Source organism: Paenibacillus naphthalenovorans (assembly GCF_900099895.1).
Lineage (GTDB): Bacteria > Bacillota > Bacilli > Paenibacillales > NBRC-103111 > Paenibacillus_G > Paenibacillus_G naphthalenovorans.
In genome coordinates this window covers 410,605-432,772 of sequence record NZ_FNDY01000001.1, presented here as the reverse complement: position 1 = coordinate 432,772, position 22,168 = coordinate 410,605, and the positions used below count along the sequence as shown (strand labels likewise).

The 22,168-nt window shown below is 51.0% G+C and carries 27 protein-coding genes; 4 read left to right on the top strand and 23 right to left on the bottom strand.

Features of this window, described 5'->3' with window-relative positions; translation table 11 throughout:
• Positions 1-77: 77 nt before the first annotated feature.
• The 9 genes from BLT35_RS02225 to BLT35_RS02185 form a co-directional block, all read right to left on the bottom strand.
• The gene (locus BLT35_RS02225; protein ID WP_062408694.1) at positions 78-719 is read right to left on the bottom strand and encodes a TVP38/TMEM64 family protein; all 642 of its coding nucleotides are present in this window, start codon (positions 717-719) and stop codon (positions 78-80) included.
• A gap of 147 nt (positions 720-866) precedes the next feature.
• On the bottom strand, positions 867-1,331 hold the full coding sequence (locus BLT35_RS02220; RefSeq protein WP_054818254.1) for a hypothetical protein: 465 nt from the start codon (positions 1,329-1,331) through the stop codon (positions 867-869).
• A 156-nt stretch (positions 1,332-1,487) separates the two neighbouring features.
• Entirely contained in the window at positions 1,488-2,051 is a 564-nt protein-coding gene (locus BLT35_RS02215; RefSeq protein WP_074726896.1) for an SLOG family protein, read from the bottom strand.
• Positions 2,048-3,313 (bottom strand): nickel-dependent lactate racemase, encoded by a 1,266-nt coding sequence (larA, locus tag BLT35_RS02210; RefSeq protein ID WP_054818262.1) that lies wholly within the window; start codon positions 3,311-3,313, stop codon positions 2,048-2,050. Before larA ends, BLT35_RS02215 begins: the two co-directional genes overlap by 4 nt.
• 101 nt (positions 3,314-3,414) lie before the next feature.
• Positions 3,415-4,494, bottom strand: coding sequence for a 2-keto-3-deoxygluconate permease (locus BLT35_RS02205; RefSeq protein WP_062408697.1), 1,080 nt, complete (start codon positions 4,492-4,494; stop codon positions 3,415-3,417).
• A 407-nt stretch (positions 4,495-4,901) separates the two neighbouring features.
• Positions 4,902-5,510, bottom strand: coding sequence for a superoxide dismutase family protein (locus BLT35_RS02200; RefSeq protein ID WP_254611211.1), 609 nt, complete (start codon positions 5,508-5,510; stop codon positions 4,902-4,904).
• Between the two features lie 69 nt (positions 5,511-5,579).
• A complete protein-coding gene (locus tag BLT35_RS02195) occupies positions 5,580-6,260 on the bottom strand; it encodes a GNAT family N-acetyltransferase (protein WP_054818252.1) in 681 nt (226 codons plus the stop codon).
• Between the two features lie 21 nt (positions 6,261-6,281).
• A complete protein-coding gene (locus BLT35_RS02190; protein WP_062408699.1) occupies positions 6,282-7,142 on the bottom strand; it encodes a carbon-nitrogen hydrolase family protein in 861 nt (286 codons plus the stop codon).
• Positions 7,139-7,849: a class I SAM-dependent methyltransferase gene (locus BLT35_RS02185; protein WP_074726895.1), complete on the bottom strand. Its 711-nt coding sequence runs from the start codon at positions 7,847-7,849 to the stop codon at positions 7,139-7,141. Before BLT35_RS02185 ends, BLT35_RS02190 begins: the two co-directional genes overlap by 4 nt.
• Before the next feature lie 281 nt (positions 7,850-8,130).
• Here BLT35_RS02185 and BLT35_RS02180 point away from each other — a divergent pair, with 281 nt between their 5' ends.
• Entirely contained in the window at positions 8,131-10,281 is a 2,151-nt protein-coding gene (locus tag BLT35_RS02180; RefSeq protein ID WP_062408701.1) for a DNA topoisomerase III, read from the top strand.
• A 102-nt stretch (positions 10,282-10,383) separates the two neighbouring features.
• On the opposite strand, the gene BLT35_RS02175 is transcribed toward BLT35_RS02180, so the two are convergent.
• The gene (locus BLT35_RS02175) at positions 10,384-10,683 is read right to left on the bottom strand and encodes a hypothetical protein (protein WP_054818251.1); all 300 of its coding nucleotides are present in this window, start codon (positions 10,681-10,683) and stop codon (positions 10,384-10,386) included.
• A 6-nt stretch (positions 10,684-10,689) separates the two neighbouring features.
• Positions 10,690-11,598 (bottom strand): TIGR01777 family oxidoreductase, encoded by a 909-nt coding sequence (locus tag BLT35_RS02170; protein WP_074726894.1) that lies wholly within the window; start codon positions 11,596-11,598, stop codon positions 10,690-10,692.
• Positions 11,599-11,737: 139 nt separating this feature from the next.
• Here BLT35_RS02170 and BLT35_RS27450 point away from each other — a divergent pair, with 139 nt between their 5' ends.
• Positions 11,738-11,887 carry a hypothetical protein gene (locus BLT35_RS27450; protein ID WP_249929437.1) on the top strand — a complete coding sequence of 50 codons (150 nt, stop codon included), beginning with the start codon at positions 11,738-11,740 and terminating at the stop codon, positions 11,885-11,887.
• Positions 11,888-11,899: 12 nt separating this feature from the next.
• Positions 11,900-12,418: a MarR family winged helix-turn-helix transcriptional regulator gene (locus BLT35_RS02165; RefSeq protein ID WP_074726893.1), complete on the top strand. Its 519-nt coding sequence runs from the start codon at positions 11,900-11,902 to the stop codon at positions 12,416-12,418.
• Here BLT35_RS02165 and BLT35_RS02160 read toward each other — a convergent pair.
• The 5 genes from BLT35_RS02160 to purT all read right to left on the bottom strand — a co-directional run bounded on the left by BLT35_RS02160 (position 12,349) and on the right by purT (position 15,846).
• Positions 12,349-13,152 carry an alpha/beta hydrolase gene (locus BLT35_RS02160; protein WP_054818249.1) on the bottom strand — a complete coding sequence of 268 codons (804 nt, stop codon included), beginning with the start codon at positions 13,150-13,152 and terminating at the stop codon, positions 12,349-12,351. The two genes, BLT35_RS02165 and BLT35_RS02160, sit on opposite strands and share 70 nt — an antisense overlap.
• A gap of 33 nt (positions 13,153-13,185) precedes the next feature.
• Positions 13,186-13,527: a bacillithiol system redox-active protein YtxJ gene (gene ytxJ / locus BLT35_RS02155; protein WP_074726892.1), complete on the bottom strand. Its 342-nt coding sequence runs from the start codon at positions 13,525-13,527 to the stop codon at positions 13,186-13,188.
• Positions 13,528-13,550: 23 nt separating this feature from the next.
• Complete coding sequence (locus tag BLT35_RS02150) at positions 13,551-14,054, bottom strand: metallophosphoesterase family protein (protein ID WP_062408705.1); 504 nt, start codon at positions 14,052-14,054, stop codon at positions 13,551-13,553.
• A gap of 226 nt (positions 14,055-14,280) precedes the next feature.
• Positions 14,281-14,550, bottom strand: coding sequence for a hypothetical protein (locus BLT35_RS02145; RefSeq protein ID WP_054818248.1), 270 nt, complete (start codon positions 14,548-14,550; stop codon positions 14,281-14,283).
• A gap of 117 nt (positions 14,551-14,667) precedes the next feature.
• Entirely contained in the window at positions 14,668-15,846 is a 1,179-nt protein-coding gene (gene purT, locus BLT35_RS02140; protein WP_074726891.1) for a formate-dependent phosphoribosylglycinamide formyltransferase, read from the bottom strand.
• Between the two features lie 178 nt (positions 15,847-16,024).
• Here purT and BLT35_RS02135 point away from each other — a divergent pair, with 178 nt between their 5' ends.
• Positions 16,025-16,360, top strand: a complete 336-nt coding sequence (locus BLT35_RS02135) for a winged helix-turn-helix transcriptional regulator (protein WP_054818247.1) — start codon at positions 16,025-16,027, stop codon at positions 16,358-16,360.
• Positions 16,361-16,475: 115 nt separating this feature from the next.
• Here the strand turns inward: BLT35_RS02135 and BLT35_RS02130 are convergent, their stop codons facing one another.
• The 7 genes from BLT35_RS02130 to kapB form a co-directional block, all read right to left on the bottom strand.
• Positions 16,476-17,213, bottom strand: a complete 738-nt coding sequence (locus BLT35_RS02130) for a YhcN/YlaJ family sporulation lipoprotein (protein WP_054818246.1) — start codon at positions 17,211-17,213, stop codon at positions 16,476-16,478.
• A gap of 76 nt (positions 17,214-17,289) precedes the next feature.
• Positions 17,290-17,790 (bottom strand): hypothetical protein, encoded by a 501-nt coding sequence (locus BLT35_RS02125; RefSeq protein ID WP_062408707.1) that lies wholly within the window; start codon positions 17,788-17,790, stop codon positions 17,290-17,292.
• Between the two features lie 24 nt (positions 17,791-17,814).
• A complete protein-coding gene (locus tag BLT35_RS02120; RefSeq protein ID WP_062408708.1) occupies positions 17,815-18,465 on the bottom strand; it encodes a trimeric intracellular cation channel family protein in 651 nt (216 codons plus the stop codon).
• Between the two features lie 6 nt (positions 18,466-18,471).
• A complete protein-coding gene (locus BLT35_RS02115) occupies positions 18,472-19,551 on the bottom strand; it encodes a Gfo/Idh/MocA family protein (protein ID WP_054818243.1) in 1,080 nt (359 codons plus the stop codon).
• Between the two features lie 139 nt (positions 19,552-19,690).
• Positions 19,691-20,350 carry a response regulator gene (locus BLT35_RS02110; RefSeq protein ID WP_062408710.1) on the bottom strand — a complete coding sequence of 220 codons (660 nt, stop codon included), beginning with the start codon at positions 20,348-20,350 and terminating at the stop codon, positions 19,691-19,693.
• On the bottom strand, positions 20,351-21,739 hold the full coding sequence (locus BLT35_RS02105; protein WP_074726890.1) for a sensor histidine kinase: 1,389 nt from the start codon (positions 21,737-21,739) through the stop codon (positions 20,351-20,353).
• Between the two features lie 18 nt (positions 21,740-21,757).
• Complete coding sequence (kapB, locus tag BLT35_RS02100; RefSeq protein WP_074726889.1) at positions 21,758-22,141, bottom strand: kinase-associated lipoprotein KapB; 384 nt, start codon at positions 22,139-22,141, stop codon at positions 21,758-21,760.
• Positions 22,142-22,168: the final 27 nt, after the last annotated feature.

Sequence of the window (22,168 nt, the reverse complement as noted above, 5' to 3'; positions counted from 1 at the left end):
AGCCATGTCCAGTTCATATCGTATCAAAAATTTTGAATGCAGCCCAGTTTTTTTCTCTGGGACTGCTGCTCTTGAAGCTATGTCATTTCCTGATCAGGCATCTCCGGCGCCCTGTTCTTTCTCCATCGTTGATGGACAGATAAAGTAACCGCAAGAAAAATACTATACACCGCAATCGTGACTACGATATTTTCGGGCTCCGTCATCAAGCTGTCTCCAATCCATGCAAATAACAGCATGGACGGTATTTTGCCTAATGACGAAGCTGTAGCATAAGCGGCAAACGATACACGGCTTAAAGCCGAATAGGCATTTACAATGATCGAGGGTATAAAAGGAATCAACCGGGTAAACAGGATCGTCACAAACGCATTTTTTTCAAAAAGCACTGTGATTTTGCCCAGGCTGTTATGGCGATGCAGCACCCTTTCCCCCCATTCCTGATATCCGTAGCGGATAAACAAGAACATCAGAATAGAAGCGGAAACAGAGCCTATCCACGTTACGACCCCTCCAAGAACAGGGCCAAAAGCAGCACCGATCACTCCTCCGACTATGGGATACGGAATAACGGGAAATAAAGCCATGATAGTGGCGATGAGCATTATCAATGCGATATTCGTAGAATGCTGAAACCATGCTAGAATGACTTCCCCGTAAATATAAATCAGATAAGCAATCCCCAGATAGAGAACCGCTAAGCCCAGTTTTTTAACCATTCACTTTCTCCCGGAGTGTTATAGCCTCTATCATACCACATCATGCCTCTTTTCGAAAATTCACCCTTTTTCTCCCCGCGGCAACAAAATAAGACGCCTGTGGCCAGACGTCTTGATTGTTTTTACGTGTATGCGAATGGATTACCGTTAGATCGCCTCTTTTAAATCGGCTATCAAAGCCTCGTTCTCTTCGTCAATATAACCGTACCGTCTCAGGTTCTCCAATTCTTGACGGATCGCTTCTTTATCATTCGCGGAGATGTCCATTAGCTCCTGCAGGGTTGCCCGCGGGTGATCCTGGAGGTAGAGCAGCAAGCCTTTTGCCGCCCATGACAACCGATTGTCGCCAAAATCCCCTACGATGTCCCGGAATACTTTATGCGGCAGCACCTTCTGCTCAGCTAACTGCTGCAGAGCGGTGGTCGCCTCCTTGGTGCTCATTCGCCCTTGAGCGGCAATCTCTTCAACCGAAGGAATGCCCGTGGCGGCCATATTGACATAAGTGCTTAATACCACACAGACCATCTGCTGATAAATATCCAGTCCGGGTACCTTCAAAATCTCTTGTATGGAAAAATGACGCGGCGGATGCGCTTGCTGCAGGGTTGTCATCAGTCGATGCCTCCTTTAAGTGTCATATGCTGCTCATTGTACACAAAAATTATGACAGGAGTATGACCCATCTGTTAAAATTTGTCCCTAAGCAAGCCGATCCCCTTATTCCCGGCAAAAGGAGGAATCGGACATGACCAGCCGTCCATTCCGGCTTTAATAGGTATCGAGCAGGCTCCGCTGTTCTTCATCCGCGATACTTTGAACATCTTCGGCGGTGATGCTCAAATAACGATACCCCTCTTCTTCCTGCTTTCTAAGCGCTTTTTGTTTGAAGTATTTCGGGCTTGCCTCTCCGGCGTCTTCATCATAGAAAAGAAGAATACCGTCCGATTTTCTGAGCAGCAGGTCGTCTCTGGCCTTTAACTGCCATACGCCATGATAAGGCTGCTTACTTACCGCGCCATAGTAATCAACGTCTTTTAGAATGTCACGGTAGTAATTTTGTTTATCCTCTTTCCACTTCTCCTCGGGATGAAGATACGCCGATACGATGGAAAGCTTTAAATGCGGATACCTTTTTTTCAGTCCGATGATGACTTCGCATGCCCACAAATCTACGCCGTACTGCCCCGGAGTAAGCACCCACTCCAATCCCTCTTCCACAAGAGGGACAATCCTGGCCTCAATCGCTTTTTTAATAAATACGATCCCTTTATGCTTCTGGTCGAAGATGCCGAGCTCATGCGCACGGTACCCCGTTACGAGAAGAGTTTTCATCCTTCCTCCACATAAGGGATCGTCAATGGACCTAAAGGCAGGACAGCCACCGTCATGTTTGGCCCGTATTTTTGCTTCAGCTCTTCAAGCGTTTGCTCAATATCAGCGGTCGGTTTAAACATCGCTTTTCGAACATCTTCATCCGGCAGCGTGGAATACACATATACATCGGCCCATACCTGGATTACAGCCTGTTTTTGGACTTGCCACTGGTCGAACATTTGGAAGCTGTCATCGTTAATCATCTCTAAAATTTCTTGCGGCGTTTTACGCATTTGCAGGATAGCCGCATAATTTCCGTGGTTTGGCAATCCGTCCCGGCATTCGGCGGCAGAGATGATCGTACCGCCCTTTTTAACGATTTTATGAGCCGCGCTCATCCCTTTGACAGCCTGGTATAAGTTCTGATCCAGAGGATATCCCGAATTCGAAGTGATGACCACATCAAATCGCTCATGACAACGAATCATCGCATGTTCTTTAGCGAAAGCGCATCCCTGATCATGGGCCTCGAAAAGTTCTCCAGCAAAGACATTGGTTATCTCTTTCTTTCCGTTCAGGGTAACATTGAGCATAAAATGAGGCTTGCACAACCGGTTCACTTCTCTGGTCATATCCTGCAGCGGGTTATTCTTCATATTCCCCCATGTGGCTAACGGGTCACCGATCATTCGGGCATTGTGAAAGGTTTGAATCGTTTCAATCCCGGCAATCCCCGGCATGATCCCTTTCGGCCCGCCCGAAAAACCGGCGAAAAAGTGGGGCTCGATAAAACCCGTCACGATGCGAAAATCGGCATCTACATAATCCTTGTTCAGGTATACATCGCACCCGAATTGGCTTCTTCCTACATTCACTAAGGCATCTTTATCATGACAGCGATTGTTCACAATGCGGATATTTTCTACGACCCACTCGCCTAACATCTGTACAAACTCTTCTCTCGTCTGATCCCTATGCGTACCTGTCCCGTTAATAATGACAAAATTTCGGTGAGGGACATGCGATAGCTCCTCTATCAGCCACGGAACCAGCTTGTGATTCGGTGTAGGTCTTGTGATGTCGCTGATGACAATCGCTACCGTATCGGTTTCTTTCACCATTTCCCGAAGGGGAGGTGTTCCGATCGGATGCCTCAATGCGTCCTGAACGGCCTTCTTTTCATCCTTCAATCCATCTAAATGCTTAGGCTCTACAATCACCGAATGATCCGGTACCTCAATCGTTAAGCCTTCCGTCCCATACAAAAGAGTTGTCTTCATCAAGTCGTCCTCGCTTTCGAACATCTGTCTATTTCATTTTAACAGGGATGGATGGAATAAAGAAACCCTTGGTTCGCCAAGGGACTCTGTAGATCTGCCTATTAAATATCGTCGAGACGTCCGTCGATTCCCCTGCTTTTTTGATATTTATCCCACAAAATGACCGCAAGCGGACACATTAAAGCCGTAGACAGCGTTGCTATTGAAATTTGAGCCGTAGCAATGGGAACAAGGTCGGCATAGGCTTTAGCCATTTCCGGAGCCATCGCCCCCGTGGATGCGGATACGGCTGCTGCGGCTGCGATTGCGGCTGGTGTTCCTGCAGCATTACCGGCCGTACTTGCTTCTGCCCAACCGGAGATAGTGCTTTTCTCCCGGAATAATTTCAACGCCAGAACCATTCCTGCACCTGTTAACACGGTTGTCATTATTCCCAAAAGCAGCCCCGCGCCAACAACTTCCGGATTAAAGAAGTTCGCTAAATTCATTCCTGCCCCTAACGCAAAAGCAAAAAACGGAACAGGGAGGGTTTCACCCGGCTTCAAGAATTCCCTGATGTCCGGATCGAGATTACCGAGAATCATACCGATCGCAATCGGCAGCAAAACCGCAATAAAAGCGATCACAGGGAAGTTCGCCCCCATTAACCCCAGGGCCATCAAAGTGAAGAACGGACCGTCGTTAAGGGAAAGAACAGATACCGCACCGACATCTGAACGATTCCCGTATTGCCCGGTCAAAGCGACATACATGCCCCCGTTTCCATTAGTCATGGCCCCGATAATCGCTACCGTTGAAAGCCCCAGCAATCCGGACATCGGATCAAACATGGAGCCTAATGCAAAACCGACAGCGACTCCGACCGCGTACTTCGTTAGCGTTAGAATGATTCCTTTTTTAAGAGATCTCCCGCCCACTTTCAGATTCATCTGGCTGCCTGCGCAAAATAAGAACAAAGCAATAAGCGTCAAAGCTCCAGTCGTGAACAGCGCTTCCGAAAATCCCCCGATTCTCATAAACTCGTAGTATCCTTTAGCATTGGGGGCCACCCCCAGTGCTTTAAGCGCATTCATAATCCATGGAATGTGCATTTGATCAATGGTATTTAACAAAGCGCCGAACAGCAGCGGGACAACCATCAGTCCGCCGGGTACCTTTTCAATTGTCTTTTTGATCTGCATATTGATCCCTCCGTTAAAAATAACCTGCTTAAATAAATGGGTTTGATGAACGCGCTTACAAATCGATGGGGAAAATTGACATCACACAAGCGATGCACCCGCACCGGTTTGTGCCATTTTAAACTCAACGATTGAAAGAAAGAGAGCCTTTCTATTCGGATTATACTACTAAATCAATAATAAATACTATTAAATGAATGAAATAGTTTAATTTTACAACACTCCGCTGATGAGGGAAGATCCAATAAAAAAGCCTGCCGCAGCAGTTTTTTGTCTAATCCACACGAAAAAAGACTGCTTTATGAGCAGCCCCTTTCAATCCGTATACCCGTTTACTCCAAGATTTCCCGTACCTTAGTCCGGATCCCGCTCCGCCTTCGTCATTGCCCCCGATTGTTCTGCCGGCGCTATCGGATAACGCCGCAAGCAATCCGGGCGCCTGCATTTCCAGCCGGTTCAGTCCTATTGTCGTCCGCCTTTTCATGAATGATCAAGGAAGTCCCTCCGGATTTCAGCAGCGAGTTCGGCTGATCCGGCACCAGCGTCAGCTGCTTTGCGACATATTCGAATTTCACCTTGCCTTCCGGATTCGCTTCCAGATTCGGAAGATCACCGGCATGCGAGCCTTGAGCGTTTCCCATACCGTGCTGGTGTCCTTGCGGGTTGAAATGACCTCCTGCCGATTTGAAATCCGGCGCCTCGCATTTGCCGTTCTCATGAACGTGAAAGCCGTGCTGGCCCGGTGTCAAATGCTCCGATTCCAGCTCAATACGAACCCCTTCGCTCACCTGAGTAAGCCTGGCTTGGCCAATCGGTTTGCCTTCAAGACCGATCAGCTGCACATGGACCTCATCCTTGGTTTCTTGAGCCATGACCGCCTCGCTGTCATTCATTTCGTGTTGTTGATCCTTTGGTTCGCCGCCTGCGCCGAACCATGCACGAGGATCTGCTTGACAGCCGACCAGCATCAATAGCAATGCTATGGCCGCTGCAGCAATATACGCTTTAAAATTCAAAAAAGCTCCCTCCTAACGGTTACTTGTACAATTGATCATTGTAACCAATTTGGGGAGCTCTAAACCTCATTATCCGCTCTGCTGTATAAACGGATTCCGCCATTCCATCAGCATCGCATAATTATGGGACTCTTCGTCTTCCAGATAGTTTTCCACCAGCTTGACCGGCGTACGGCCGCAGCGCAGCAGAAATGTCATCACCGGGTCCTTCAGCTTCCCGTCAAGCACATGGCGCACATACACCTCTGCCGGCATCGAATCCGCATACTTGTGATAGCCGGGAAGACGGCCGCCGCCAAGCAGCCGTACCAGCTTGAGCTGCACGACAACCTCGTACATCGACATCATCAACCATTTGCCAAGTCCCAGCTTCCTGTATGCAGGCCGGGCCGAAATATCGACGATATACAATGTGTTTCCATTGGGATCATGATTGCGGATATAACCGCCGTCCGTCATTTCCTCCCATGTATGGTCCGCGTGAGCGGGATCGAAATTCACCCGCAGCCCGGTTATCGAAGCGGCCAATTCCCCCTCGATTTCCACACAAAGCGCACCCTCGGGAAATAACCTCACGTGGTTGCTCAACTGTTCTTCGTTCCACCACAGCTCCGAAGGAAAAGGCGGCGGGAAGCTTTCCTGTTGAATCCGGATCAAGCCTTCAAAATCATTCTCCGTATAGGAGCGGATCGTTGCCTTGACGGAACGATCCTGTTCAAACACGTAAAGTTCCTTACGGTAAAAAGCCATCTTACCGCTCCTCCCTAGCCTTTAACTCCAATCCGTATACAAGTCCGTCCGGCGGTCTCTCCACGTCGTGACGGAACCTTTCTCCCGAACCTCGTACAATAATGTCAGATCGAGATCTCCGGTAATGACCATATCGGCATTGATTTCACCAGCCGTCATGATGCCGCCCGGCGGAAAAGGAACGTCGTTAGGCGTAATGATCGCCGCCTGTCCGTAATTGCCGCGCATAAAATCAACCGTCGGCAGCGACCCGACAGTACCCGTTGTGACAACGTACACCTGATTCTCAATCGTACGCGCATGACAAGTATACCGCACCCGGTGAAAGCCGTGCCGGTCATCCGTGCAGGAAGGACAGAACAGAACGTCCGCTCCGCGCGCTTTGGCCATCCGGACAATTTCCGGGAACTCCATATCATAGCAAATCAGCATCGCGATGCGGCCTTTATCGGTATCAAAAACGTGAATTCCGTCTCCGGCCTGCATATTCCATTCTTTCACTTCTGTAGGGGTAATATGCAGTTTCCGCTGCTCCCCTACCTTGCCATCGGGATAAAATAGAAACGCCGTATTGAACAGCTTGCCCTGCTCTTCGATGATATGCGTTCCCCCGATGATATGCATCCCGGTTTCCGCCGCTAAAGACTTGAACAATTCCATGTACTTCTCCGTATATGAAGGCAGCTCTTCGATCGAAAGCGCCTTTTTGCTTCCGTCTTTGCCGATCGACATCAATTGCGTTGTGAACAGCTCGGGGAACAATACGAAATCCGATTCGAATTCCTCTGCGGTTTTGACATAATGAGTCACTTGGGAGGCAAACTCCTCAAAGCTGTTAATGGTATGCAGGTGATATTGAACTGCCGATACTCTTAATTTCATGTTGTTCTCCTTTCCGTTATGTCCATTATGGACCCGTCTGAACCGGGCTCCTCTTCTGTTGTTCCTTCAAGGATATCCTGAATCGGGTCGAAAAACAATATGTGCGGTTTTTTCATGCACCAGACGGTCATGGATCGCTGCCCTTCCACCTGTACGGTCTTGATCGGATCCACGAACTGGCCGTGCAATTTCTCCGCCATGCGGTGAAGCGCTCCGGCGTCTACCAGATACCTTTCGCTGCCGTCGGGCAGCTCAAAGCGATTCCCACCGAGCGGACGGACCTGATTCTCCATTCCGATCGTGGAGGCCAGACGCGCAAAAAATAAACCGCCCGGTTTGAGCACACGCCACATCTCCGAGACCATCCGCTGGAAGTGACGTTCGTCTTCCGCAAAATGCAGCACGGCACAGGAAATCACGACATCAAACGTACCGTTGGCGAAACTCAGCTTCTCTACCGATTCCACACGAAACTGATCCGGCGGCAGCTCGTTATTCAGTTCCAGGGCCAGCTCGCGAACCTTGCGAATCGCCTGCTCCGACCGGTCCACGGCGAATACGTCATAGTCTTCCTGCAGGAAATAGACCAGATTGCGTCCCTCTCCGCAGCCCGCATCAAGAATGCGCATGCCCGGGACGATCCGGCCTTTGAGCAGCTGGTCGAACAAATGAATGTCCATATTTCCGAATAGTTCCTTCACATTCATGCAGCCGGATTCACTCACTTCCAGATGGTGGCGTTTGTTCGATCATTATACCATCATCAGCGGCAGAAAACTACGATGTGTCTTTCAAGTGAACTCTCATTTCCAGGGAGTACCGCCACAACTGGCCGAAAATCCAAGCGTCAGCTATTTCATCCATGGTTCATGAACAGTTTGACATGATCCGACGAAATTCCGCAGGCTTTATCGGAGGGAACAACTGTTGTATACTGAGGATTCGAGGAAGGCAGTTTTTTGTGAGCGGATAACGGAAAGGAGCATTTATGAAATCATTAGTTCTTGCGGAGAAGCCAAGCGTGGCCAAAGAAATCGCCCGTGTGCTCGGCTGTACACAGAAGCATAAGCACTATATAGAAGGTCCCTCCTATGTAGTCACTTGGGCATTGGGACATTTGGTCACGCTTGCCGAGCCGGAGGAATACGACCCAAAGTACAAAAGCTGGAACCTTGAAGATCTTCCGCTGCTTCCGAAGCGCATGAAGCTGAAGGTCATTCGGGAGACGGCGCCTCAATTCAAAGCCATCGCCCAATTGGCCGGCCGCAGCGATCTGAAAGAGCTGATCATTGCTACAGACGCAGGACGCGAGGGCGAATTGGTGGCCCGATGGATCATGGAGATGATCCGCTGGAGAAAACCGTTCAAGCGGCTCTGGATCTCGTCGCAGACGGATAAGGCTATCCGCGAAGGATTCGCTTCGCTCAAGCCGGGTCCCTCCTACGATCCGCTCTACCGTTCTGCGGTATGCCGCGCGGAAGCCGATTGGCTGATCGGACTCAATATTACGCGCGCATTAACCTGCAAGCATAACGCACAGCTGGCCGCCGGACGGGTGCAAACGCCTACGCTGGCGGCTCTGATGGATCGCGAACGGCAGATTAAAGCGTTCCAGGCCAAAGATTATTGGATGCTGCGCGCACAGTTCGGCTCATTCCAAGCCGTGTGGCGAAGCCAATCGCAGCCGGACGGGCGCCTGTTCGACAAATCGGCGGCCGACGCGCTGCTGAATCGTCTGAACACCGTTCGTTCCGCCAAAATATCCCGGTTGAAGGTAACGGAGAAAACCGAGCCCCATCCGCTCGCTTACGATTTGACGGAACTGCAGCGTGATGCGAACAAGAGATTCGGATTTACGGCCAAGCAGACATCGAATGTGCTTCAGCGGTTGTACGAGCAGCACAAGCTGGTCACCTACCCGAGAACCGATTCCCGGTACCTTTCATCGGATATGGTATCCACGCTGCCGGATCGGCTTAAGGCGCTGCAGCTACCGCCTTACGCTGCCTGGGTCAAACCGCTGGGGAACAAGCCGCTGCCGGTAACGAAGCGCATAGTAGACGACAGCAAAGTATCCGACCACCATGCGATCATCCCTACCGATGAGCGCCCGCAGCTGCAAAGCTTGACCGCAGATGAGCGAAAGCTTTATGACATGATCGTACGCCGGTTTATCGCGCTGTTTTACCCTGCCTTCCGGTATGACGAAACGTCCGTTACCGTTGATATCGGCGGTGAAAGCTTTCATGCCAAGGGCCGGATTACACGTGAAGCGGGCTGGAAAACGCTGTATGAAGCCGATTCAATGGCTGCTGACGATGAAGTGGAAGATGCTGCGGAGGATGACACTTCTTCCCGCCAATCGCTTCCACCGCTTCAAGAAGGCCTGGAACTGAAAGAGATCCGGCTGAGCTTACAGAAGCAGACGACCAAACCGCCAAGCCGTTATACGGAAGCAGCTTTGCTGTCGCACATGGAGAAGCACAACCTCGGGACACCGGCCACACGGGCGGACATTATAGAGAAGCTTCTGCAGACCGATACGATCGAACGGCGGATGAACACGCTGCAGCCTACCGGCAAAGGCGTTCAATTGATCGAGCTTGTCGTGCCCGAGCTTCGCTCCCATGAGCTTACTGCCGCATGGGAGCAGGAACTGGAGCGGATATCCAAAGGAAAAGGCGACGCCGATGCCTTCATGGAAAGCATCCGTAAACAAACGCAAGCCATCGTGAATCAGGTTAAAGCAAGCGCAGCGGAATACAAGCCTCACAATTTGACGAGCTCCCGCTGTCCTGATTGCGGCAACCCGCTCCAGGAGATCAAGGGCAAACGCGGAAAGATGCTGGTTTGCAGCAGCCGGGAATGCTCTTACAAGCGCGCAGCCGAGGTGCCGTTATCCAATAAACGCTGCCCTCAATGCCGCAAAAAGATGGAAATTCATATGGGGAAAGCGGGCAAATATGCCCAGTGCCGTCCATGCAACGTTATAGAGATGCTTGGCGAATCGGGCAGCAAAGGCGGGCGCGCGGCGAAGCGCCAGCAAGCGCAGTTAGCCAAGCAGTATAGTGACAATGTGGAGCTGACCTCCAGCCTCGAAGAAGCGTTCAGGGCCGCACTGCAGAAAAAACAGGAATAGCGGCGGAGCACAAATTTCTCTCCAATGCAGGATGAAAAAAAGGGTTGTCAGCTCAATGACAACCCTTTTTACTTGGTCCAAACGTTTTCATCCCCGATCCGCTTAACCGATCCGATGCCTTACCTCCCGCTCATAGAACGACCTAAGCTGCTGCTTCTCCGATTCCGTGAAGCGAAACTCGCAATCCCGCCCTTCGTCCTGCGGCACGATATCAAAGATCTCGCCGTCATGCGTACAAACGAGCAATGCGCTGAGCTCTTCAATTCCTTCCGGCGGCACTGCTCCGTCGGCCAACCGGAAGCGCACCTCGACATCGATCCATTGCTCATCTCTCGGTTCGATGCGGGCTTCCATCCGCTCAAATCGCAGCTCTTTCAGCTCTGTACCCCCATAAGCAATCATAATCCTTTACTTCACCGCCTTGATCTCTGGATCCAACAGATCCTTTAACGCCATCTCAAGCACCGGGAAATGAAATTGAAACCCTTGGTTAATCGCCACATCCGGAATAACCCTTTGTCCTTCCAGCAGCAGCATCGACATTTCTCCAAACATGAGCTTCAACACGAAGGAAGGAAGCGGAAATCCATACGGCTTATTCATGAATTTGGCCAGCTGTCTTCCGAACTCGTCATTGGTAACAGGCTGCGGCGCCGTGGCATTCACCGGTCCTTCGATGTCTTCCTTTTCAATACAGAATTCGATCAGTCGGACGAGATCACGAATATGAATCCAGGACAGCAGCTGCTTGCCGCTGCCGATACGGCCGCCTAAGCCGAACTTGAAAGGGAGGCTCATTTTCGGAAATGCCCCTCCGTCCTTGGCGAGCACCACTCCGATCCGCAGAAGAACAACGCGAATATCCGGAATCAACTCCGCCGCGGCTTCCCATTTATCCGCAACATTGGACAGGAAATCATTTACGTTAAGATCGCTTTCTTCCGTAAAGCTGGCATTTTCCGAGCTGCCATAGATCCCTACGGCCGAGGCATTGATCAGCACCGGTTTGTTTTCCATACGTTCGATGATGCTTCGTACCCGCTCGACGGAATCCAACCGCGATTGCAGGATGCGCTCCTTGGCCTTTGGCGTCCACCGTTGGTTAATGGTTTCACCCGCCAAATTGACGATCGCATCGACCCCTTCGAGAGGTTTTACGTTTTTTTCCAGTTCTTCCCATGTGATATTGCGGATTAGCGGATGCTCGGATTTGTGCTTTTGCCTGGAGATGAGTAAGACGGTTGTCTTTTTATCTAAAAAATATTGGGTCAGGTGTTTTCCTATAAAGCCTGTTCCCCCTGCAATGGCCACTTTCATGCTTTTCCTCCGCTCAATCGTAAAATTTGCTATGAGACTCATTATATATCAAAATGTAAGCTCGAACAAAGAAAAGTCAAGACGAATCGTTCTTGCTGCATGATTTCGTTTCGCCATATCATACAGATAAGGTGAAAAGATGGAATCCAAAGAAGCGCTCGAGCATTTTGTCATGTATTTGCAAACCATAAACCGCCATTTACGCTCCCAAACGTTCGATCAGCAGGAAACCTCCCTGACCCGTGTACAATGGCTGCTGATGCGAAATCTTTACCGGAACGGAGCCTAAACGATCGGGCAGTTGGCCGGTCATCTGGACGTTCGCTCCAGTACGATGTCGCAAATGGTGGACCGTCTCGAAAAAGCGGGTTTGGCCTACCGGGAAAGCAGCGAGCCGGATGCCCGTGTGAGATGGGTGAAGCTGACGGAGGAAGGCAAACGTGTGATTCGCCAAACCGAAACATTGTGGGCGCAAACCTTATCCGAACCGTTCGAGCAGTTCAGCGAAGCTGAAAGACAACAGTTCTTGGAGTTTATGCACCGTTTATCCGAAGCCCTCCCCGCCAAAAAAGCGTTAGTTTCTCAGGGCGGTATCCCGCCGGTTCTCCGATGGATCTCATCCCCTGGATCAAGAAGAACCCGAAGGGGCCTACCCGGTCCGGGAATCACACCTCGCTCAAAAAAACAAAAAAAGGCCCGCTTGCCTGGGAACCAGCCAGAGTTCCAGGCAGCGGGCTTTCTGTTTGAGGGTCAGGTTTGGGTTGAAGGAAAGCTTCGTTCGATGAAGCTCAGCGCTTCGGGCAAATGCCCTCCGAAATAGTCCCAATTGTGATCTCCCTCAAACTCCATATACTCATGCTCATATCCAAGCTGATCCAGCAGCGCCTTGTAAGCGGAGTTCAAAGGATATAAGTAATCGGAAAAGCCGCAGTTAAAATGCAGCGCCGGCCGATTTTTCTCCCGGACGCGCCGCGATGCAAGCACGTGCAGGTCAAGCTCCTTTACGTAGGACCCATGCACCGGACCGGTCATCCGGACAACCTCGGAACGAAGCATTTGCTCGGTCATCAAATTCGCAGACATGAGCGCCCCGGATATGCTGGCTGCCGCACCGAATACGTCCGGATTTCGCAGCGCGAGCACGAAAGCGCCGTAACCGCCCATGGATAATCCGCACACCGCTCTTTGCGTACGGTCAGCGATGGTCCGAAACTCCCGGTCGATGGCGGGAATCACGTCGTACAGTACATAATCCTCGAACCGTCCGCTGCCGTCATACCAGTTTACATAGAACGTTCCGTGCCCGTATCCACCGTCGCTAATCATCACTACGATGCTTTCCCGGAGCGCTCCGGAGGAGATCATATCATCAAGCGTAGCTTCCGCATTACCCTTGACGATCCAGCTGGTTTCATCGCCATTCAGCCCATGAAGCAAATAAATAACGGGATACCGCGTTTCCTCGGACTGCTCGTAGCTTGCAGGAAGGTAGACATGACAAACTTTTCTCGAGTACAACGCGCCTGAAAAAAACGAAAACGGCTTCACACTCATTCGATCCCTCTCCTTTGCTTGTTTCGGTGCGCATTAATTCAGAACGGCACTCATATGCTGCTTGGTGATAGACCAATGGGAGGTGTTCCAGACCGTTTCTTTATTTTTGATATATAAAATTTGCGGAGACGCATGCTTGATCCCCGTATCCTCAGCGATTTGATTGGATACCGGACGGGATTCAATCACTTTGACAAGGATGTAATCGACATCGGTATTCGGGTTTTTGCTCAGATAGCCTTCAAATTCCTCCAAAGCGTTGGCGCTGACCGGACAAGCCGTGCTATGCTTCAGCACCACAACCGGCTTCGAAGTGGTACCTTCAAAAATGGTGTTCCATTCCTCGTTCGTCGTAATCTCTTTCCAATGTGCCATGTGTTCCGCTTCCTTTCATTTCTTTATTTATGATCGTAATAATGATGTTCGGCTTCCACATCCGCGCCAAGGCGAAGAATGCCAAAGGAATAACGGGGCTGCCGGCGTTTATCGGTTGGCGAACCGGGATTGAACAGTAGTATTCCGTCTTTTCTTTCCAAATAGGGCGTATGCGAATGTCCGAACAGAATAATATCAACGGTCCCCTTACCATCCGAATCCCAAAAAGCTTGAAAAGCCGTATCCGGGGTTGAACGACCTCCATCGCCGTGAATCAAGCCAATCCGGTAACCCGCCAGCTCCAGCACCTTTCGGCGGCCGAATCTGCGGACGATTGCGGGTCCGTCATTGTTACCGGCAACGCCGTCTATCGGAGCCAGGTCGGCGAAGAGATCAACCACCTCTTCATCAATCCAGTCGCCCGTATGAAGGATCATGTCCACTCCCCGAAGACCTTCTACCAAATCTTGAGGCAGTGATTGGGACCTTCTGAACATGTGTGTGTCCGAGACGACGCCGATTCGCATCGAACCCCATCCTTCCTGATTTGTTTATCCCTTTATTTTACCATAATTGCTCTTAAAAGAAAAAGCTCTTTGCCGACGTCTCAACGAGAAAAGCCGCCTTTCTCGTTGATGCGCAAGGCGGCTCAGACAACTAAAACCCATAAGCCTATGCGCTCATGGGTTTATATAGTCCGGTAATGGTTTGTACGGGTGCTGCCGCAAACGGTCTGCGGACGGCATGAAGTACTTATGGCATGCCTGTCAAATTCAACGCTTGCGAGGAAATATCCTCTTTAAAACGTCCCATGCAGTTGCACAAATAATCTTTACGGCAAATCGGGCAAGGCTCTTTGAGCAGACGGTTAATATGAGTAACCTTCGCGCCTCCGGAAACGTCTTGTTCGTAAATAAGACGGCAAACCGTCCGGTCCTTGAGTTGAGCTACGATTTCGAATAACCCGTTCTTCGAATTGTGACTGACGATTTTGGCATCAACGACTTGAGGATTATATGCCATCTTCAGCACCTCTTTCCTTTATGTATTAAAGCGGCAATCCGTTTGCAATATGAATCATATCGTTTTTTAACACTCTCCGTCAAGCGACCTGCCCTGTCATTCACATGAAAAGGCCCTTCACTGGTATTCGATCCTCAGGCTCGATGCCGACTCCTTAGCCTGCTTCCGCGCCTGTTCAACGGTATCGGCCGAACTGAGCGCCACGGCCATACGGCGGCCTTTCTTTGTCTCCGGTTTCCCAAATATCCGCACTTGCGAATTCGGAACCGCCAGGGCTTCCTCAAGCCCTCCGATCCGGAATGTTTCCGTCTCCCTATCCGCCTTCAAAGTATAGGAGGCTCCTGGCGTCAGAAGACGAATCGTCGGAACAGGAAAACCGAGAATCGCCCGGACGTGCAGCGCAAACTCAGACAAATCCTGCGTTACCATGGTAACCATCCCTGTATCGTGAGGACGCGGACTAACTTCACTGAAATAGACACGATCCGGAGCCAGGAACAGCTCGACACCATAAATCCCTGCCCCGCCCAGCGCATCGGTAATCGATTTTGCTATATGCTGCGCTTCCCGGATCTGCGCTTCGCTCATGGCATGCGGCTGCCAGGATTCGATGTAATCGCCGTCCTTTTGAATGTGCCCTATAGGCGCACAGTACGTCGTACCGGACACCGAACGAACCGTGAGCAGGGTAATCTCCGAATCAAAATGGATAAATTCCTCCACGATGACACGCGTTTTTTTGGCGCGTCCCCCTTCCATCGCGGCATTCCATGAGGCTTCTACATCATCCGGAGTGCGGCAAATGCTTTGTCCTTTCCCCGAGGAGCTCATGATCGGTTTAATGACGCATGGAGTGCCAATTTGAGCGACTGCGGCTCGCAGCTGTTCCAAACTGTCGGCAAAGGCAAATTTGGCCGTAGGCAGGCCAAGCTGTTCCGCTGCAAGTCTGCGGATTCCTTCGCGGTCCATCGTGAGTCTGGCCGCCGTTGCCGTTGGCACAACCTTGTATCCTTCCCGCTCCAAATCCACCAGCGTCGGGGTCGCGATCGCCTCGATCTCTGGAACGATCAGATCCGGCTTCTCCTGCTCGATGACCCGCCGCAGCTCTTCGCCGTCCAGCATGTTTATAACATAAGACCGATGAGCCGCCTGCATCGCCGGAGCATTGGCATACCGGTCCACGGCAATCGTTTCTACACCAAGCCGCTGCGCTTCGATCACTACCTCTTTCCCCAGCTCGCCCGAACCGAGCAGCAGCATTTTTTTGGCTTGTCCAGATAGCGGTGCACCATACATGTAAACGTTCCTCCCAAAATCTTATCATTTTAATGCCTAACGCAGTTATACTGTACTTGAAATGATTTTTCAAGAAAATTTTAGAAAGCCGGCACATAAAAGCTTAAGATTATATTTTAACAACCTTACAATTGTCAAGTTAATTATGTTAAAATAGAACCAAGAAGAGGTGAAGACGATGACAGAAAACTCGCAACCTGTATGTGCCAGGCAGCAGCTTTGCCCTAAATTCGAAGCTGCTTTCGAAATACTCGGTAAGCGCTGGAGCGGTCTGATTATCCGCGCTCTGCTCGAAGGACCATGCCGTTTCAAGGATATCTCCGAGATGATCCCCGGCATGAGCGACCGGATGCTTGCAGAGCGGTTCAAGGAGCTGGAGGCGGCCGGCCTGATCAGCCGAAATGTTTATCCGGAGACACCGGTAAGAATCGAATATCAGCTGACGGAAAAGGGAAAAGCGTTGGAGCCGGTAATGGATGCCGTGCAGAAGTGGGGAGAAACGTGGGTCAAGTGACCCCGTTTCCATCCTGTTGATATTAAAAGTTTTTTATGTATGCCAATCACATATCGCCATTCGGATATTAAAAACTCCTGGTACCGGTTGGATTACCCGACACAGGAGTTTTTTGTCATTTCCTTGTATTCGTATCGTCTGGAAATACATATTGAACCATCGTATTAAACTCGTTCATATAATCCGTAAACGTGCCGCGCTCTTGCTCCTCCTTGGCGTATAGGCGGATCCGCTGCACGAAATTCGGATTGGCCGACACGTATACCTGATCAATATTTGTCGGGGCATGCTGCAGCACCAGCTTTCGGATTTCATCCGACAAGCTTGTCGATAAGCCGCCGTTCTCCGTCCAGGAATACTGGTTCGGACCTCGCTCTGAAGCAAATATGCCTACGCCGCCTGCAGGTGTAATCCGGTATTTCATCATGTCGGGCGAAGCTTCTGAATCCGGATTATGGCCTTCCATGACGACCGCTACATAACCGTTCACTTCGGTAAGCAGCACCTGCGCTTCCTGAATTCCGGGCAAGCTTTTCACCCTCTCCGCCAACTGCGGGTCGAAACCGGCCGTATTCGTCAAATGAGGGTTGGTCATATCGAGCTGCTCACGTCCGCTGTACTCCGTACCCTTACGATTCTGCTGCTCATCCACCCAGCGCTGCTTTACACCGAGGGACGGGTCCTCGTTGTTTCGCGAATCCCGGTCGAAGAGCGCCTGCTGGCGGTAATCCTCCATGCCTCCTCCAGGACGGCTGGCCTCGGGCTTGTTTCCTGCACACGCGCCGAGAAGCAGCAAACAGACTGCCGCGGAGAAAAGGAATAACGGGCGCTTCCGGTTTATGCTTATGTTCATCCTTCGATCGTCCCTCCTGTTGCTTGTCTTGATCGACTCACGCTTAGGATGAATCACTGTCCGGAAAATATGCGCATTATTCCTTTTTTTCTCCGTCATCCTTATTCAGCTTGTCCAGAAGCTTCCGCACGCTGTCCTCGGAAAGATCCCCCTCCGCCTTGAATTTGGCGAGCTGCTGCGCGATCTCCAGTCCCAGCGCCTCATGCTCCTCTTCTTCCGCGGCATAAGAGGGATCAAACCAAACATAATCGCCCTCCGGTCCATTCCTCAAAAAAGGTTTATCCCAATGGTTGGGATAATCGTACGGCTGCTCTCCAAACAACAGACCGAGCACATCATCGCTGGTGAGAGGCATCAATTGATGAAAAACTTCTTCCTGCCCCGAATCCGGCCCGACGGCTTTGAAATTCCGGTGCAGATAAGCATAGTGCAAATAATGCTCTCCGGTTTCTATATCTTTTGCAATTTCATACATTTCATGTTCAAGCTCTTTTAAGGAACGAACGGTCTTCAAGCGCTCTCCAAGCACTTGGGAAGGCACACGTTTCCACTCCGTCCAAGATCCGCCCAATGTCATATTGAATCCAAGCTCCTTTACGCTTTATGAAATCTTATCATCCCATCGTTCCGGCGAAAGCCGCAGCGAGCGCCGGGGCAGCCGCCATTTGAAAGTCACCGAAAGCATGCGTAAGGTGACAATGAGCGCGAACAAAAATAACAAAGGCCAGGAGCCTTGAAACCATCCCATACCAATGACAAGACCGGCAAGCATGCCCCATACGGCATAGATCTCATCGCGCAGCACCAGCGGCTTCCGGCCGGCCAGCACATCGCGAATGATGCCCCCTCCGATTCCGGTCAGCATCGCAGCCACAATGACGGCGCTGAGAGGCACATTCATCTGCGTCGCATACAAAGCGCCCTGAATGGAAAACGCAGCCAAGCCGATGGCATCGAAAAGCGACTCCCAGGTTTTCCATCGCCGGATCCAGCTTACAGGCACGATAAAAACGAGAAATGCGGCAAATAACGCGATTTTTAAAAAGAAGCCCTGGTTCCATAACGTCGTAACCGGAATTCCGATCAGCACATTGCGGACGACGCCGCCGCCAAAAGCCGTCACAAAAGCCAAAACGAATACGCCAAGCATGTCGTACTCCTCTTCCATGGCTACTACCGCGCCAGAAATGGCAAACGCAATCGTACCGATCAGGCTGAATAGTTGTAAATGAAGCTCCATCAGTTCACTCATGAGTCATTAATCCAGATTCCAGTCCAAAGTAATGACATTGCCCGTGCGCGACGATTCATAGATGGCTTCCAGCACCAGGCTGTTCGTTAACCCCGACATCGCTGAGGCGATCGGCTCGCGGTTATTGCGGATGGATTCAATAAAATGACGGCTCATCCTGACTCTTGGACCTTCGTCATCCTGCGGCGCCGTCAGTTCGACATCGGCGGTACGGTCAAAGAGCTCGCTATGCAGTACGCCCTTGCCGCCGCGCAGTGAGGCTCCGCCTTCCGAACCCATTAAATAAATGTACGGGCCGTTATCCTGGAAAGTCGTGTGCGCCGCCCAGCTTACGTCCAGTGTCAGCGTGCTGCCGTTGTCCAGCTTGATCAAGGCCGTAGCCAAGTCCTCCACATCATAGAAGCCGTCCCAGTCCGGCTTGCCCCAGGTGCCGATGCCTCTCTTCTTCGGTCCAAACTCCGCATAAGTCGTACCGAACACGGAGACCGGCTTCGGACTGCCCATGAAATGGAGCGACAGATCCAGCATATGAACGCCCAAATCGATCAGCGGTCCGCCGCCTGCTTTGTGCATCCGGGTAAACCATGTGCCCCAGCCTGGAATGCCTTTGCGGCGCATCCAGCCCGCTTTGACATTGTAGATGTTTCCCAATGCGCCCTTGTCAATTTGCTCTTTCACCTGCATATTTAACGAATCCCAACGCATTTGATGGGACATCATCAGCACTTTCCCGGACTTGAGGTACGTCTTCATGATTTCTTTAGCCGAAGCGGCGTTAATCGCCATAGGCTTCTCCAGCAGCACATGTTTGCCGGCTTGCAGGGCATCGATAGCTATCGGAGCATGAGACTCATTCGGTACGGCGATAATTACCGCATCGATGCTGGAATCCTGCAGCAGTTCCTGATATGTATTATAAATTTTCGGAATGTTGTATTGCTTGGCCCGTTCGATCGCCATAGGCTGGTAAGCGTCCGTGACCGCGACGATCTGCGCTTCGGAAACTTTACCGAATTCTTGAAGATGGACATTTCCGATTCCTCCGGCACCGATGATGCCGATTTGAATTTTATCATTTGTACTCATCACTTGCGTTTTCCTCCGTTTGCCGTGTTGTTGCATCCAAACTGTACCTACTATATCATATACCGGGCGGAAAAGGTAATTGAAAAAAACGGCTTCCTCCGGGCTCTTTTCCCCTCGTCAGCCGCTTCCTTGAGACGGGCTACAAAATGCCCATATCCTTGGCCTTTTGCGCCGCTTCTTTACTGCTTTTGCCCCCGAGCTTTTTAAGAATATTGCCGACATGAACCTTAACGGTTCGTATGGAGATCACAAATTTGTCGGCGATTTGCGTCTGGGTGTGCCCTTTATCGATCAAATCGAGCACCTGAATTTCAGTCGGTGTAAGCAAATTTTTCAGTTCTTTGGCCCGCATCTCCTTCTCCAACTGCTTGAGGCGCCGGAATTCTTCGCGCATTTGTGCGGCTACGCTGGGGTGAATAGCGCTTCGGTTGGCATAAGCGCTGCGAATGGCCTGCGGGATTTCGGTGAAATTGGATTTGACCATGTAATCCACGGCCCCGGCTTTGAACGCGTCGAAAATCAATTCCTTATCCTCCATGGAAGAAAGCATAATGACGCGCGCGCCGCTGCACTTGACGATTTCCGCAGCAGCCCAAATCCCTTCCGGGCTATCAGACATCATAATGTCCATTAAAACAACGTCCGCTTCCGTCTTCTCCAGCAGCTCCACCGCCGCTTTCCCGGAAGAAGCGTGACCGACCAGCCTGATATCCGGTTCCTTTTGCAGGTAGCTTTGCAGCCCGCGCAGCCAGTCAGGATCGTCCTCTACGATCACGACGCGAATCCCGCTCTGCTCCATTTAACCCAACTCCCTTTCCGCCGCAAGCGGTTTCCGTTTCGGAAACTGCATGAACACACTGGTTCCTTGACCCGGTTTGCTGTGAATGCTAATCGTTCCTTTGTGCTTTTGAACTATATTATAACAGTATGACAGACCTAATCCGAAGTTCATGTTTTTCCCTTTTTTGGTAGAGTAAAACGGATCGAACACCCGTTTTAGCTGATGTTTTTCCATGCCTGGTCCGGTATCCTTGATTTCCGCGACGATTTTTCGCTTTGTTTCCGTCAATCTGACCGTTAACCGTCCGCCGCCGGGCATCGCTTCCATCGCATTGGTCAGCACGTTCGTCCAAACCTCTGCAAGCAGCACCCGGTCAGCCGACATGGTGCCGTTATACGTATATTGTTCAATCACTTCAATGCCCGCAAGCTCCGGCGACAGCATGCGCAGGCACTGCCGCATGAGTTCCGCCGGACGAACTTCCTCAAGCTTAAGCTCTACTTCTTGGGTCTGTCCATGTATGCGATATATCATGTCATAAATATGCTGCGATGCCTGTAAAATGACTTCAACATCCTGAATGATCCGAGAAGAATCCGCCTGCCCGGACACGGCTTCCGATTTGATCTTATCGCCAAACAGCCTGATTTTGCCCACATCATTTTTGATCGCATGGTTCAGAATGGATGTTCCCGAGGTGATCGCACGAAGCGTATAATCGAGCTTTTGGTTTTGGATAGAGATCTGAAGTCCCATAAATCCGTAACGGAAGCTGGAGACGATGATGACGGCTAAAGTAAACGCAATGACCCAGGCATTGTAACGCCACCATTCGTACGTTTCAAAGAAATGCGGCAGCAAATAAAGCGTAAACAGCGCAAAAAACAATGCAGGCGCCGCTGCCGCCGTCGTCATCATCCGGCTGCGCCGTAGAAATGAATTGCGTTCCTTCAGCGTGGCTGCCACAAGCAGCCCAATGCCAGTTAAAATATACGGAGCTGCCCATAGGGTCACGTAACTATAAGGAATAGGCTCGTTCGGCTTCGGCTCGAAAGCCAAAGAGAGCAGAACCGGAACAAGAAGCAGCCAGGGGATATAGCGTCTTTTGGTCCACAACGAGTAACCCGGATAATAAACGACGGCAAACATCAGGAACGTGTAGGGCAAACCGTAGTAACAAATACGCGAACAAGCCGTCTCCACGATGGGAAGCAACTCCGCCAGCAGTTCCGTCATCCAGCCGCGGCCGGCCAAATAAGGTATAAGCTGATCCCCGATGACGGCGGCCATTCCGCCGGACCCTCCGGTAAATGCGATGCTGCTGATCCACCGTGTCGTCTGCCGCTTCGGGTCGGTTACGATCAGGAGCAGGCCGATCGACCATAGTCCGATGACTACAAACAGCATAGCTGACACACTTCCGTCCTAATTATATTCTCCTTTCAAAAGCTCCAATTCATGGAGGCAGCGCTCGGCCCAGCGAATCATCCGCCGCAGTTCTTCCTCCTGCCGCTGCAGGGCACTGTGCAGTGACTCTTTGTAATCCGGCACCGGGCCGCTATAAGGCCGAACCGTATTTAACGGCATCAGCGCGATTTCCTGATATGCAAGCGCACGCCTCTGATGAAAGAACGCCACGTCGGGGTCCATATTCGTGTGCAAATCGCCCTGTGTCGGATGTTTGACTACAGCTAAAATTTTCACCGCAGCTTTGGCGTTGGAGGTCTGCTCCACCACTTCACCGATATATTCGCCGGTTTTGTAGGAAGCTCTGACCCGCGTGCCCGGTTCATAAGCGAATGATTCCATATTTTAGGATCGTCTCCTTTTGAAGGA